The following is a 14581-nucleotide window of genomic DNA, read 5'->3' as shown; positions in this document are numbered from 1 at the left end:
TTAGCCCTCCATACTGATTACTTGGATTACTCGGCTCACCGGCTGCGCGGCGGCCAAATCTTTTACCGTTAAGTCTATGGCGTCTGCCCGCGCCCAGGCAGTTGATAGGGAAACTACCGCTTTAGCGGATTCGGCGTCATTGCGTTGGCGTACCTGCTCAATAGAGATCCCCCGGCGAGCAAAAATCCCGGCTACCTCGGCTAATACTCCGGTAGCGTCCTCTACCTCTAGGCGGATGCTGTATTTAGAACGCACCTGTCCGGCCGGCATTTGCGGCAAATCGGCGTAGGCGGATTCGCGGGGCGCACTGCCCCCGGATACCAGGTGGAACGCGGCGGCCACCACATCCGAGAGCACTGCCGAGGCAGTTTGTACCCCGCCGGCACCTTGTCCGTAGAACATTAGCCTGCCCGCGGCCTCGGCATCGATCACAATCGCGTTAAAGGCTCCCGCGATGTTTGCCAGTGGATTTTCTGGTTTCACCAATACCGGCTCTACCCGGCAAGATACGCATTCGCGTCCCTGTTCGTCTTGCGCGAGCTGGGCAATCGCCAGCAGTTTTATAGTACGTCCCGATTCTTTAGCGTCGACAATATCATCCGCGGTGATATGGCGAATCCCCTTGACTGCTACCTGGTCGAGGGAAACTCGAGTGTGGAAAGCCAGCTGCGCCAGCAGGGCGCATTTGGCAGCGGCATCTAACCCATCAATATCGGCAGTGGGATCCGCTTCGGCGTATCCCAGTTCTTGCGCGGTAGATAGCGCCTGCTCGAACGACCAGCCTTTCTTTTCCATCTGGTCAAGCATGTAGTTGGTGGTGCCATTAACAATGCCCTGTACCACCTGGACGCGATCCCCCGCCAAAGATTCGCGCAGGCCGTAGACCACGGGAATGGCGCCTGCGACTGCAGCCTCATAGTAGAGGTCTGCTTCCCGCTGGCGAGACAGATCAAAAAGTTCCGGGCCGTATTGTGCCAGCAAAGCTTTATTGCCGGTGACTACGGATTTGCCAGCTTCGAGGGCGCGGGTAATGTAGGTGCGCGCCGGCTCGATTCCCCCGATTAGTTCAATTACCAGGTCAGCTTGGTCAATCAAGGGTTCCGCCTGGTCAGTAAGCAGGTCGCGGCTAATAAAATCGGGGCGGGGGGCAGCCAGATTATTTACACAAATACCGATAATCTCCAGGCTGGCTCCGCATCTAGCCTGGTAGTCGGCGGCGCGTTCTTGCAGGAGACGCACCACTTGAGCACCCACGGTTCCGCACCCGAGGACCGCTATTTTGACCGCTTTTTTCATTTTCACCCTCTTTTCAACGCTTTCGTCCGGGCATTTTTACCTGCCGGGCTTTCTACTCTAGCGGGTATTAATGACAGAGCGCTCCGCGGATTTATCACTGAGATAAGCCGACCGCTCCGGTATCTAGTCGCAGCAGGTCATCCACAGTTTCTCGCGCGACTATATAACGTGGGGATGATTTACGGCTCAGCCCCACCACTCCGGGGCGGGGCACCATATTGTAATTGGAGGCCATCGCCCTCCCGTAGGCGCCGGTAGCGGGAATTACTAGCAAATCACCAGCATGGATATCGGCAGGCAACGCAATTTCGGGCACTAAAATATCTCCGGATTCGCAATGCATTCCCACAACGCGACAGCTGGTCGCCGGAGCATCTGAAACCCGCGACGCCAAAGTGGTCACATATCCGGCGGCATAGAGGGCGGGGCGGATGTTATCGCTCATGCCTCCATCTACGCTCACGTATTTGCGGACGCTGCCGTCCTCTAGCTGCACGTCTTTGACCGTTCCCACCTGGTACAGGCTGACGCATACCGGACCGGCCAGCCAGCGTCCGGGTTCAATCGAGATGTGGGGTATATCTGTGCCTGCCTGCTGACAGGCTTTCTTTACCGAGGCTGCCAGGGAGCGGGCATACTGGCTGGCAGTAGGCACTTCCTCCCCTTGATAGGAGATTGCTAAGCCCCCACCCAGGTCGACTTCGGGGACGGGCTCGCCAAGGCGTTGCACCTGGGCGCGGAATGCCAGCAGTCTTTCCGCCGCCACCTGGAAGGATGCTAAATCTTTGATTTGGGAGCCGATATGGGAATGCAGCCCCACCAGGCGCAGATTTGGGGCAGCAATAATTTTCTTGACTGCTTGGAGGGCGGCTCCAGATGCCAGGGAGAGGCCAAATTTTTGGTCTTCGTGGGCAGTAGCGATAAAGCTATGTCCCCCAGCGTGCACTCCGGTGGTTACCCGCACCATCACCGGAGCAATGGTATTTTCGCTTTCGCTCAGGGACTGCAAGAGGTCGATTTCAGAAAGGGAATCTACAATGATCCGTCCAATCCCGCTGCGCAGTGCCAGGCGCAGACAGTCGCGGGATTTATTGTTCCCGTGCAGCCCGATCTTCTTAGGGTCAACCCCCATTGCGGGATTGAGCGCGACCGTAAGTTCTCCCAGGCTGGCGGTATCGATTCCCATCCCCGCCCGGGCGAGGGCATCCCCTAAAGCGGTACACAGGAAAGCCTTGCCCGCGTAATAGACGCTGGCACCGGAAAATCCATACCCTTCCCAAAACTCTTCCGCCATCGCCGAAGCAATGGTTTCGGCGCGAGCAGCAAAATCATCTAGGTCAAATAGGTAGGAGGGGGTGCCAAAACGCCGAGCCAGCTCAGTTACTTTTTGTCCGGCAAAAGAAAGCTGCCTATCTTCCTCTCGCTTGACTCCCCCGGGCCACAGCACGGGATTAGCGGCAGGTTCGGGACAAGTGAGCATCGGTAACCTCTCAAGCATCTAGGTATCTTCTCTTAAAGTATCGCCAAGCCGCTATAAGCTTGCAAAACCTTTCCCGCAGGCTGGATAGAACCGGCAACGTGTAAAAAATTCATGGATTTTTTTACACGTTTTCTTGATATGTAAAACTGCTTTACATATTAAACCCCGCCCGTGACGCGAGCTCAGTACGCCGACTTAACGGTAGATTTCTCTACGATGACCCAGGTCGATAAGGATAATCACCAATTCTTGGTCACGAATTTCGCAAATAAGGCGATAGTTACCGACACGATAACGCCAATATCCAGAGTATTTCCCTTTTAGTGCCTTCCCGTATCTTCTGGGATCATCAGTGTTGTTCAAATTCTTTTCTATCCAGGCTTTAACCATCACCAAAATCGGCTTATCCAGTTTTTTGAGAGCCTTTTTGGCTTCCTTGGTGTAGTAGAGGCGATAGTTCATACCCCTAGCTCCGCCCACACGTCATCGTGAGAGTAAAGCTCTACTTCGCCAGCAGCCTTTTGCGTTTCATAATTCTCGATAACTTTAAGGTCATACTCTTCCTCAATCCGTTCCATCATGGTAGCACGGATAACTGCTGATAAGCTCTGGTTTTGGATGCGCGCATAGTCTTTATAACGAGCGAGTTCCTCCTCTGGAACCCGCAAACTAATAACCCCCATTGAATACCTCCCCGCATACGCGTACTACGATTGTATTACTTTTGGGTAATGAAGACAATACTACCAGGTACCTCAGGCAAACTAAATCCGGGAGTTAGGGGGTGGTGGCGGCCTGGTAGAGGGTGAACAGGTGGGCGGTGATTTTGCTTTCGTCACCGGCAAAGTTCACCCCGTAGGCGGCTTCCACTGCCCGGTCTAGCTGGGCGTGCGCCCGGGTTAACTCCGGATAAAGGAAATCATTGTCCGGGTCATACAGCTCCGCCAAGGTAGATGGGGCATAGGTTTTCCGCTTTTCGAGGACGAGGGCGGCGGCCTCCTCGATTGCTCGTTTTTGCTCCGGGGTGGGGTCTGGCCAAATAAAGGTGTTGTAAACGGTGGTGTTCCCGTAGTTATAGTCGCTTTTCAGCCTGCCGGCGACCACTCGCATCCAGGCATTATGAAACTGGGAGGTGAGGACACCGAACTCAAATAGCCCCGCATTTTGGATAAAAAATAATTTATTACCTGGGATCATGCCGTTATCAACAAATCCGATAGGCACATACTTGCGGCGTTCAGAAGAAACTGCAGGCACCGCAATATATTTATCTCCTTGCGGGGGACGAATTTCATCGAACAACCAGGGAGTATCCGCCTTCTTGCGGGTCGCTGCCTTAGCCGAGGACTGGCGCATCTCTTTTACCCGGCGCACCCGCTCCAGCACCAGCGGCAGGTGGGCTAACTCTGACGGCGGGCAATCAACCAGCCACAAGCAGTAACGCGGTTTACCATTAATGAACTCAGCTCCCATAGAAAAGGGGCGAATCCATTTTTCGGCTGCCGGCTCTTTTGCTACTAGTTCGTCTTTTTCTTCCTGCCACAGCAGCAAGTTTCCTCCCTCGGTGGGTTTACCACCCGCTACCATCGGAACAACCTCGCACAGCGGTTTGGTCCGTTTTTCCACAAACACATCCGGGGCGTCTGTCAGATAGCCGTTAATATGTCCTACCTGCTGGCGGCGGGATTCTCCCTCTTTAGAATGCTCAAAAAGATATTTTGGATAATCATCCTGATAAGAAAACCCGATAATCACCACGTGTACATGGGCTTGATTTTCGGCTTCGTTGTCCCAAACGAAACTGCGATGGGCGAAGTTAATGCGAATCCCTTGCTCAAATAGCGGTCGCCATAGCGGGGTAACCTGTTGGCCTTGGCAAATACTGTTGGTAGATACGAAGGCGGCCCGGATCTCGGTGTTTTGCATATAGTTGGCGGCTTTCTGGTACCAGCAGGCCACATAGTCCAGCACCCCCCCCGCTTACCAAATAGGTCTGCCCGATCCTGCTTTTGCTCCGCGGTGTGGTTCGAATAGCCAATAAAGGGAGGGTTACTAATAAAATATGAACACTTTTCCGCAGGTAGCAACTGCTCCCAGTCCATGCGGACCGCATTTGTCAGCACAATATTAGAGTCATCGTGCAGCGGTAAATCCGTTACTTCCCGCTGTAAAATCGCGGCTGTTTCCCCATTAGCCTGCAGCTCGGCAATCCACAGCGCAGTGCGCGCCACCGCCACCGCGAAATCATTAATCTCAATCCCGTAGAACTGTCCCAGATTCACTTTTATCTGGTTAGTAGCGGCGCCCTCCTGCTCAAATTCCCAAGCCTGTTGCCCCCGCTCTAGCTCCGCAATCACCTGGTTTTCCAGGCGCCGCACTTCGATATAGGTTTCGGTTAAGAAGTTTCCGGACCCGCAGGCGCTATCCATCCAGGTCAAACTGGCTAAACGATTTTGAAAAGCACGCAGTTTCGCCCGCCGCGACCTACCGGAAATCCCGGGATCAGACAGGATCCCCTCTAGTTCATTCTTTAAACCGTCAAGGAAAAGCGGATCGATTACCCGGTGGATATTTTCCGGGCTGGTGTAGTGCATTCCGGAGCTGCGGCGAGTTTCCGGATTCAAAGTCGACTCAAAAACGCCCCCAAACACGGTAGGGGAAATCTGCGACCAGTCGGTTCCTTGCGATACCTCATTAAGCAGTAGGTCACGCAGCTCCGCGGTAAAGTTCGGAATCTCTAAACTTCGTCCCGGCTCCCCCGCAAACGAAGAGGGAAATACGGTCTGAGTACCTTCCTCACCCGAACCTTCCCCCGCACCCTTGAAGTGAGGAGCGCCGGCAGCGGAGTCCCGGAACAGTCCCCCATTAACATAAGGAAAAGCCGCGAGTTCTTCCTCCAAATAGGGGTCTCGCTTCTCAAGTGGGGTATCTAGCACTTGGAACAGGCACTGCAGCGCCACCCGGGTTTGAGAAGCGTTAAAACCTCGCAGGTAACGCAGCAGCGCGTCCTTGCCAAAAAGCCCCGCGTCCTCGGCAAAAAGACAAAACACCAAACGCACACACAGCACGTTCAGACAGTGCTGCGACCAGGGAGAATCAGGGTCTTGATATTGCTCCAACAACCCGCGATGCAATTTGCCAATCAGCTGTCCGGCACGGATAGAGACTTGGCGTTCCTTTTCCGTACGCGAATATGCCGGGTCAATCAAAAAATCCAGCAGATAAGACTGCTCGGGCAGTTCCGCTAAGGAAAACTCAATAAAATCGCCGGCCGGATCCTCTTTATTGAGATCATGAATGCGGAAACGCTCGAAGTTACAAACAATAATAAAATCTGGGCGTTGCCGATTCGGCAGCGCATCGGCATAACGTTTCGCCTGCTGGAAAGGGGTAACTATTTGCCCCTGACGCAGCTCACCCCCATCTAGGTTTACGCCAGAAGATTTTTGTTCCACGATGGTTCGCGCTGATGGAATCACCACGTCAATAAAACCGCGAGTCCGGGTGCGCTGCTCAAAACGGCACTTGGTAGAAACTTCGTGCATCCCCAACACATCTTGCAGTAGGGAGAGCCAAAAACTGTGGGTTTCGCCCTTTTCGTAGCCGCGACCTGTCCACTGTTGCACGAAATGCTCCGCCGCCCGCCGCCGGCTGCCTACTTCACTCACCGCACACCTTTCTTGGTGAAATTGTTACTTATCAGTCACCTTACCTTGAATTAGCAATCATTCCCGGCTCTCTCAGAGCTACAGCCATAAACGACGTACCTTAGGTACATTGAGCGCGCGATTAGACCGGTGCCTCATTCATTTTGAGCGCGTCGACCGGGTCGTACTTAGCTTTGGCAAACGAGGAATTTACCTTGGTTTATTAGCAGATTATTGAAGGAATTTTGCGCGGGTACTACAAACAGTAAGGGAGCGGGTAGCTGGTTGCATATTTCTAGTGATTGCACCAAATATCTGACAGACGAGTTGAAAGTTATTTTCTTCGGGTTGTTCATTGCCGGTTATCAACTATCTGCCTCTATCGGAGTTTTCTCTGCCGGTTCACTAAGCTCCATCACCTAAAACATGTGGTATATATGGCAAGTGGATTTTTGGAATAACTTTAAACGCTTGTTGCCAGGGGTAGCCTACGCGGGCGTAATTGCCGGTATCGCCTGGCTGATTAACCTGTTTTTTCCCCTCCTGTCATCTATGCTGGTGGCGATCCTGCTGGGGGTAGCCGTCCGTAACACGAAACTGATTCCGGCTGTCTGCGAACCCGGTATCGCTTTTTCCGCGAAGACAATCCTGCGGACCGGGGTGGTGCTGCTAGGTTTTCGCCTGTCACTACCGGCTATTGCCGCGCTCGGCACCGGTGCGATTGTGACTATCATCTGCGCGGTTGCGGTCACTATGGTGGCGGGTTACCTACTTACTTATTTTATGCGGGTCAGTCACGCCACCGGAATCCTGACCACCTCCGGTACCGCTATTTGCGGGGCTTCTGCCGTCGCCGGGATCTCCCCGGTGGTGTCTGCCCGCAGTCGCGAGGACGCCGATGATGCGGTCGCGACTGCTATCGCTTGCGTTACCCTATTCGGGACGCTCTCCCTCGTCGCTTTGCCGGCTGCCGCCCACGCACTGCACCTGTCCCCCACCCAGGCAGCCGTCTGGCTGGGCGCCTCTATTCACGAGGTAGGTCAGGTAGTAGCAGCCGCAAACATTTATGACCCGGCAATCTCTGATTTGGCTACCGCCACCAAGTTGGGACGGGTAGCCTGCCTGGCAATCGTAGTGGCGATTGTGGGGATTATCGAACGGCGCGTAGTGGAAGTGCGCCACGAACAAGCAGAAAAAGCTAGCTCTGGTAAGCGCCCGCCCCTAATCCCCGGGTTCGTGCTGGGATTCCTGGTTGCGGTCGTGCTAGCTTCGGTGTTGGCCGGCATCCCCACTGTCAATAGCATTTTCAACACCCTAGGAGGCACGGTTGCTACCCTGCTCCTGACGGTAGCGATGGGCGCGATGGGAGCCGGGGTAAACCTGCGCAACGTGATTAAATCCGGAGGGCGCGCCCTCCTCCTCGGAATCATCCTAAGTGTCCTAATCGCCGCAGTCTCGTTGGGAACCGTACTTTTGTTAGTCGACTAGGACGCAGCTGGGAACACGTAGGCGAACGGGAGCCTCCGTTTGAAACCCAAAAATTCCAGCGACACCGAACAGGTCGCACTAGCTGGCAGAAATCTCAATCGTTTCCATATGGCGCAGCTTTTCTGGTCTCTACCGTGAACAGATTCCACAAAACGGTAATGCCAATTCGGGAAAGGAGCAGTGAGACATCGGTAAGGGGACTTCTCCAGATGCAAGAACCGCTGCCTGTTTATCTTTGCATGAGTATTTTACTGTTGCTCATTGGGCAATCGGGAGGAAATTATTTTCCCTGTTTTGGGCGATAAATCTTTCAAGATTCGCTTTACCGTTTCCTTTAGAAATCTTCGTCCTAACTGCATAAGGTTCACATACAACAGATAGCTCCGTAACCGTGCAGCTAGCTGTTCGTTTGAGCGTTTCTGCGAGACATAAGAAAATCGCACTAAACGGGATGGGGGAATCACTGTAACATAGCAGGTCTAGGCATAAACCTTTAGCTAGAAAATCACCTTCGAGAAGAGAATAGTCGTTGTAGACAAACTGGGTAACACATAAACCGGCATAGCTATCTGGGACTCCCTAAAACCCCAAAGAGCGGAAAAGACGGGCAAATTCGTCGGCAATATCCAACTCTTGCCCATCGCTGGTAATACCATCTTGTGCGCTCCCCTTTATCTGGAATTGCAAAGAATGAAAACGCATTAACTACCCCTTCTCCCAGCGCCTATTTTAAGGCTTCAAAGAGAGGGGTAATTCCCGTTTGGATCCCCCTCCAATCCGAACTCATCCCCAATGTTCAAAATGCTGTTACCTGCCTTGTACCGGGGATTTCCTTCGAGTAATAACACTTTATTTTGCGCTAAAAAATTAATTATCCGCTGATTTATGCAGCGGGCGGGATGGTGCATAGGGGGATGAGGTGAGCGTGAATCTAAGATTTCCAGACAACGGTATCCAGCTCTAAAAAATACAATCGAAAATCGAACTAACCGGCTAGATAAGCAGATAATGTCCAATCGTATCGGCGTAACTATGCTATTAAGACGGACCCCTACCACCAGCCGATTATTGCGTATATCCAAATTTTTCCAGCCATTCGGTAATGAGAAAACGAAAGATTTTCATTCTGTCTCCGCACAATCTATCTGGGCGAACGACATCACCATAACTAGCTTTTGAAGAGTAACCACAAGGACCACACATTCCACGGAAATCGCAATCATTACACAGATAAATATCGTTGCTAGTTCGGCTACGGAGTTCAACAACCTCTGGTTTCTGAGCCATAGCATCGTAAGACTCAAGTTGGATGTTTCCCATTCTTACATCTGTATCCCCGCAATAACCGTCGCAAGGATAGCAGTCGCCATTCGGATCAATGGCAATAAGGGTATTTGCGGCACCACAGGGAATCCTCAGACAAGCATTTGAGCGATCGCCAGACCAACAGTTTTTCTTGAATGATTCGACGGTTCGTACGTAAGCAACGCCAGCCTCATGTTGCCTGTACAGTTGAACAAAAGCAGTGAACCATTCTCCAGGATCAAGTGATAAACCACTAGAATCTCCTCTACCTCGCGGAGTCAAAGGTCGTGCTTTAAAAGGTAGGGACAAACCGCCAAAGAATTCACAGACCTCTTTAATTTTACCAAAATTATGTTTTCCTAAGGTGCAGATTGCTCCCTCAACTGAGACCCCAGCTGTTCTCATTTTCGCCAATCCATCTAAAACAATTTCACCCGTCTGTCTCCCAGAATGAAAACGCCGCGCTATATCGTGAATCTCCGGAGGTCCATCGAGACTCAACCCCACCCTAATCTGGTATTTAAGAGCAAGTTCAATAAATTCGTCGCTTATAAGAGTTCCGTTGGTCACAATAGAATACCGAACTACTTTACGGCTGTTCTTCCTTAGTTCTTCCGCTATTTCGAGGAACCGACGAAGAGTTATAAGGGAGAGAGTAGGTTCACCCCCGTGAAGATCAAAAACAAAGTGCTCTCCTGACCTATTCAACCCGGCTGCAGCAACAGTCCGCATAACCTGCGGAGACATCATCTCAGTTGGAGTTGCTTCAGCTGATAAAAAGCAATATGCACAGCGCATATTACAACTACGGTTTAGGTTGACAATTATTCTTTCAAGCGGCTTGTTTCGCCAGGGTGCGGAGAGATCTACGTATCGGTCATTTAAATCTGCTAAAACTCCCATAGCTTGTAGCCGTCGAGTGTTTACCGGTTCAAGACGATTTTGTTGCCAGTCAGTTTTCTCTGTTTCGGATAGTTCTGCCCACGCACCAGTATCTGCATTTAGCAGTACACAGTGCTTTACTCCCTTTGTATCAACCACGGAGATAAGTTTGGGGGGATCTGCTTTTCTAATGGTGGTAAGAAAATCACAGCGCGGAGACTTCATATTTATTGCCTAAAAAGTAACCTAATTTTTCCTGATTTGTATATGGAAACGTACAGTTTTAGCCAGGACTCATATATTTTCTTGTTGGACTCACAGAATACTTTTCCACGCCCAAAATAATTACCTAAACCAGAAACGGGACAGCCACCAAGACAAAGTGACTTTGCCCAGCAGCAGGTGCAGGGAGAGGCATCAATCTCCCAAACGAAAGTAGGCCGCAACTCTATGTAAGTGTGTAAACTACCTAGAGAATAATTCCCGTCAAAAGCCAACCTATGGCAGGCATAAACATCGCCGTCCACATTTACCGCTAACTTCGTAGGTTTAGTGGCGCATATAAGACAGCGCTTCGCCGCAAAGTGAATACGCTTCAGGACACTCCAGGAATAGGAGAGCTTACGTATCGTTTCGTACCGTCCTTCATCAGCCAAAGAAGAAACCCATGTTATCAAACTATGCACCTGCGATTCCCATTCCTGATAGTCGCTCAAATCACGAAAATCTGAATAAGCCGGTTCAACACGAACCGATTGGAATCCCATATCAAGCAAATACTTGTGTAACTCAACAATCCCTAATCCAGAACCGGGCAACCAAGTCGCACGCGCGCCTATTCGCTTACCTTCCTGCTGAAACTGTCGTATATTCCGTATGATGCGACAATGTGTAGGCTTTCCAGATCGAGTGCGTCGCTGACCGTCATGGATCTCCTTTGGCCCATCAAGGCTCACGGAAACAAAGAAATCTGGACGCCCCAAAAGATCAAATTTCTCAGGTGTAAGTAAAGTCCCATTGGTGGTCAAAGAGAATCGATACTTAAAGTTTTGCTTTGATGAACAGTACCGAACAATCTGTTCGATCAATCCATAGGCCAAAAGAGGCTCGCCACCAAAGAACTCAATGCCCAACATCGAACCTTGGACAGCATGCTCGGAGAGATATTCAACTGCCTTCATCGCTGTATCTAAAGGCATATTACGCCTATCCTGGACTCCCTCATAACAATACTTACAGCGCAAATTGCAACCTTCGGCAACGAAAAGCGTCAGCGAACGCATCATGGGCTCACATATAAAATTCTTTTGCCGTTTCTTTCTGGAAGAAGTTTGCATCGGTGGCAGGGACTTATTCCCTACCACAAACAGGCCTCCAGAGTCTCCATCGAAGATATAGTTTTCTCCACAGAATTTGAAAGAATGGGAATTCAGATTTGTTGGGAATGACCCTTCATCCCCCAATACCCTCGTCTGCAGGTTAGTCTCACCATCCGGCTTCATTGTCCCATCCGTCCGGTGTATCGCTGTAATCACACGCAGCTACAGTATCTTTGGATGAACAGTTAATTTGTTCCATGACACTCCCTCCTTTCCCGCTCAATCATAACGGTTTCCTACCACGATGTCCTGCATTCGGCGTGCCTTGAATATGTTGAACGCGCAAATTTTTTGTGTGGGTCAGCAAATTTTTTCTATCGATAATCATGTTGTGGTGGATGAGCGGTCATGCCTGGCATAAACCTGCACAACGTGATCAGAATCAGAGGGTATGTCCCGACCCTAGGGGTGGTGTTGAGCACACTAATCGTGAATAATCGCTAGGAACCGCAATCCATTCATTGGATAGTAAACATTTGAGAGGACGCGAGCGACAGCGAAATCTACGTTCGAGGATTAGCTCAAATACTTACTTAACCCGCAACAAGCACACTCGCACCAACTTTCAAAGAGCAGGGCAATCTCACCACTTTGAGTGTTAGTTATGAACTGCACTTTTGGCAAGTATTGCGACCGGTTTTTGCCGCTCCTGTAGCAAGACGTTTAGATACTTTACTCTCTCTTGATTTAATCTTTAAAATTCGTAGACGATGGTTCATTTTACAGGCTCCTTCTCGTGGTCGTATGTCGAGTCTGAGACTTGCGCACTCGTGCATGCCCGATATCTCAAATGATACTTCAATCTACGCAAAATAGTGCGGTAGCGATTGGCTCTGTTCGCAATATTTTAGGTTTTCAATTTCAGGGTGCAGCACATAGTCGTTACCGAAACCAAAATTTATCGGTATTAGTGTGGGGCTAAAGACTCTGACTACCCATAAAGGAAGCGATGTATCAGAAAGATTAACGGTGATGATTTCTTTCTGACGTTTCAATTCGTCAGCGTAAGTATTATCTGCTAACCGCTTGTCAAGATAATCTCCACTCCACAACCATGAAATCTGCCCTGCGTGTTTGAAACTTGAATAGTATTCCGCATGATGTATGGGATCGCGAACTGTTTCTCTCCTTCGTGAACGTCTTCTGCCGACTTGGATTGCGCTTAACAAAGCAAACTCGGCTTCTTGAAAAGCTTTCCTCAGCGCCCCAAGATAGCTTGAGTTGTCATTTCGAATAACCGCCGATGCGCCATTCGCAAACGCAGGAAAATGTCTTCCCTCGATTATTACTTGGATGATGTCAACCCCACTAATACTGTGATCAAGGACGTGGACGTTGCGATCTTCATTTTCCCAGTGACGAACTCTTCTTAACCAGTGTTCAGTAAGATAATCAGTAGAAAGTCTCGGCGGAGGACTTTGTTCAAACCAGCATCGCATAATTGCATCGCGCTCGATTAATTCAAGTAATGCCCGAGTCTCAGCATCAACAAATGTGGTGGAAGCTGCCACGCCAGAGGAATTGGAATCGCACAGTAATTTTCTGCCAAGTTTTTTGTCATCAATTGGGTAAAATACCATGTCAATTGGCATAAGAACTTCCTGCATGTCCGAATAACGTTTACCTGACACCCATTGATACGGCTTCTCCTCAGAGAACTTTTGCAAATTGAGTTTTTGTCGTTGCAGAGTAGTCATCGGGACAAAATCAGTTGGATTAATCCAAGGAATCGTAATGCTATTTGCTGTCCCTGAATAATCTACTCGGATTCGCCCGCTTTGATACCGTTCATATGCTTCAGCGATTGCTTTGACTTTTGCCATCGCAATCGAATTGGCGACACCGAAGGAAAAACGATTTGAATACGAGCTCTTCGCATCTTCTCCAGAAACAACATTTGCCAGTCCGGAGGCAAAGAAAAATCCATCGGCCTGAATATCTTGTACTACATCTACTTTACGAACAATTTTTTTGTACCCCACCATTGTGGTGTCTAACTTATAAAGAAGGTCATAGGAATCTTCAACCTTCTCGTCTGATTCATAACCAAGGGCAATGCTCAACAGGGGAAAAACCTGATCCCCTAGTTTTAGTTCCTTCTTTAACGGATCGTCAAGGGCACCACCTAACTCACAACTCCCCAACCCCTGTTCTACGCATGAAAGGGTAATGTTTTGCGCTACCGCGCCACATTCCATAAGCGTAAATCGGTATCCTCGATTGCCATATTTATACGGCTGTCGAGACAAATCTCCTGCGATTACAATCAAAATCGGGGCCTCGAAAGGGATAGTTTCACTGTCGTAGATGTATTTGATTTGTTCGAGATCAATCTTTTGGTCATAAAGAACAATCTCCTCACGATCACAGTCGTACTCGTAGTAACCGGCAGGAAAATCATGTTGATTCCTAGTCACGATTACGAAAAGCTTCAACGGGAATAAGGCGCCACCTGAAGGTACTGGACAGATTTCTGAAGAATACCCATCAGCTAAAATAGAACCTAAGGTTTCAATATCCAGTTTCTTATCACTGTAACTTCTAACGCTTGTTCTTTGAGACCCAAGACGATATATACTGGACTGCTTGTGGGATTTAAACGGGAATCTGGTTCCGTTCTTTACCGGTACTTTCCGGCTATTTACGTGGTTAGCAATATCTGTCGAAGTTAGATCACGCCAAAATCGCGCAGGATTATTTGAAATTTTATGAAAATGTAAGTACTGCTCTCGAGAATCGTATGCGAGACCTAAATCCATCAAATCATTTACAGCAGCAGATACCAGTTTCTTCTCAATTTTTATTTTTCTCGATATGTCTGCCACTGAGTTTCGACCATCGCACTGCTCAATTATTTGCCAGAGATATGGGAACGCTTCAATGACGATAGTTTCATCTAAACCAGAGAAAGTGATACTTTTATTGTCTGCTGATAAGGAAACCCCTGCCACCATAATGGGATATATATTCTTCAATTTGTTCCACGATTCTCTCGTGAAAGACTCGACATGCAGACTCATTATTTGTTCCCTCCAAGAGGTGGATACTATCCCGGAATTAGGTTACTCGTTGGCATTGCTGAACCTCATAATTTCAACGGTTAT

Annotated in this window: 11 protein-coding genes and 2 pseudogenes; 2 read left to right on the top strand and 11 right to left on the bottom strand. The window is 49.7% G+C overall.

Annotation, left to right across the window (positions count from 1 at the left end):
• From BQ5456_RS06930 to BQ5456_RS10500, 7 genes and pseudogenes are all read right to left on the bottom strand, one after another.
• Positions 1-1296, bottom strand: coding sequence for a homoserine dehydrogenase (locus tag BQ5456_RS06930; RefSeq protein WP_071129338.1), 1296 nt, complete (start codon positions 1294-1296; stop codon positions 1-3).
• A gap of 94 nt (positions 1297-1390) precedes the next feature.
• Positions 1391-2794 (bottom strand): diaminopimelate decarboxylase, encoded by a 1404-nt coding sequence (gene lysA, locus BQ5456_RS06925; RefSeq protein ID WP_071129337.1) that lies wholly within the window; start codon positions 2792-2794, stop codon positions 1391-1393.
• A 177-nt stretch (positions 2795-2971) separates the two neighbouring features.
• Positions 2972-3238, bottom strand: a complete 267-nt coding sequence (locus BQ5456_RS06920) for a type II toxin-antitoxin system RelE family toxin (RefSeq protein WP_071129336.1) — start codon at positions 3236-3238, stop codon at positions 2972-2974.
• Complete coding sequence (gene relB / locus BQ5456_RS06915; RefSeq protein WP_071129335.1) at positions 3235-3459, bottom strand: type II toxin-antitoxin system RelB family antitoxin; 225 nt, start codon at positions 3457-3459, stop codon at positions 3235-3237. The genes BQ5456_RS06920 and relB overlap by 4 nt, the downstream gene beginning before the upstream one ends.
• Before the next feature lie 94 nt (positions 3460-3553).
• The gene (locus BQ5456_RS10605) at positions 3554-4534 is read right to left on the bottom strand and encodes a type IIL restriction-modification enzyme MmeI (protein ID WP_235858545.1); all 981 of its coding nucleotides are present in this window, start codon (positions 4532-4534) and stop codon (positions 3554-3556) included.
• 9 nt (positions 4535-4543) lie between these two features.
• A pseudogene (locus BQ5456_RS10700) lies at positions 4544-4702 on the bottom strand (DNA methyltransferase); the annotation flags it as partial.
• A gap of 110 nt (positions 4703-4812) precedes the next feature.
• Positions 4813-6402: pseudogene (locus BQ5456_RS10500) on the bottom strand (DNA methyltransferase); the annotation flags it as partial.
• 306 nt (positions 6403-6708) lie between these two features.
• Here BQ5456_RS10500 and BQ5456_RS10310 point away from each other — a divergent pair.
• Together BQ5456_RS10310 and BQ5456_RS06900 are read left to right on the top strand one after the other, a co-directional pair.
• Positions 6709-6846 (top strand): hypothetical protein, encoded by a 138-nt coding sequence (locus BQ5456_RS10310; RefSeq protein ID WP_235858543.1) that lies wholly within the window; start codon positions 6709-6711, stop codon positions 6844-6846.
• A 21-nt stretch (positions 6847-6867) separates the two neighbouring features.
• Complete coding sequence (locus tag BQ5456_RS06900) at positions 6868-7911, top strand: YeiH family protein (RefSeq protein ID WP_235858542.1); 1044 nt, start codon at positions 6868-6870, stop codon at positions 7909-7911.
• 579 nt (positions 7912-8490) lie between these two features.
• On the opposite strand, the gene BQ5456_RS10655 is transcribed toward BQ5456_RS06900, so the two are convergent.
• From BQ5456_RS10655 to BQ5456_RS06885, 4 genes are all read right to left on the bottom strand, one after another.
• Entirely contained in the window at positions 8491-8613 is a 123-nt protein-coding gene (locus BQ5456_RS10655) for a hypothetical protein (RefSeq protein WP_268872100.1), read from the bottom strand.
• Between the two features lie 363 nt (positions 8614-8976).
• A complete protein-coding gene (locus BQ5456_RS06895) occupies positions 8977-10257 on the bottom strand; it encodes a radical SAM/SPASM domain-containing protein (RefSeq protein WP_159428776.1) in 1281 nt (426 codons plus the stop codon).
• A gap of 68 nt (positions 10258-10325) precedes the next feature.
• On the bottom strand, positions 10326-11600 hold the full coding sequence (locus tag BQ5456_RS06890; RefSeq protein WP_071129331.1) for a radical SAM/SPASM domain-containing protein: 1275 nt from the start codon (positions 11598-11600) through the stop codon (positions 10326-10328).
• Between the two features lie 680 nt (positions 11601-12280).
• Complete coding sequence (locus BQ5456_RS06885; RefSeq protein ID WP_071129330.1) at positions 12281-14497, bottom strand: YcaO-like family protein; 2217 nt, start codon at positions 14495-14497, stop codon at positions 12281-12283.
• Positions 14498-14581: the final 84 nt, after the last annotated feature.

It is taken from the genome of Varibaculum massiliense, assembly GCF_900106855.1.
Taxonomy (GTDB): Bacteria; Actinomycetota; Actinomycetes; order Actinomycetales; family Actinomycetaceae; genus Varibaculum; species Varibaculum massiliense.
This window is presented reverse-complemented; position numbering and strand designations above follow the sequence as displayed.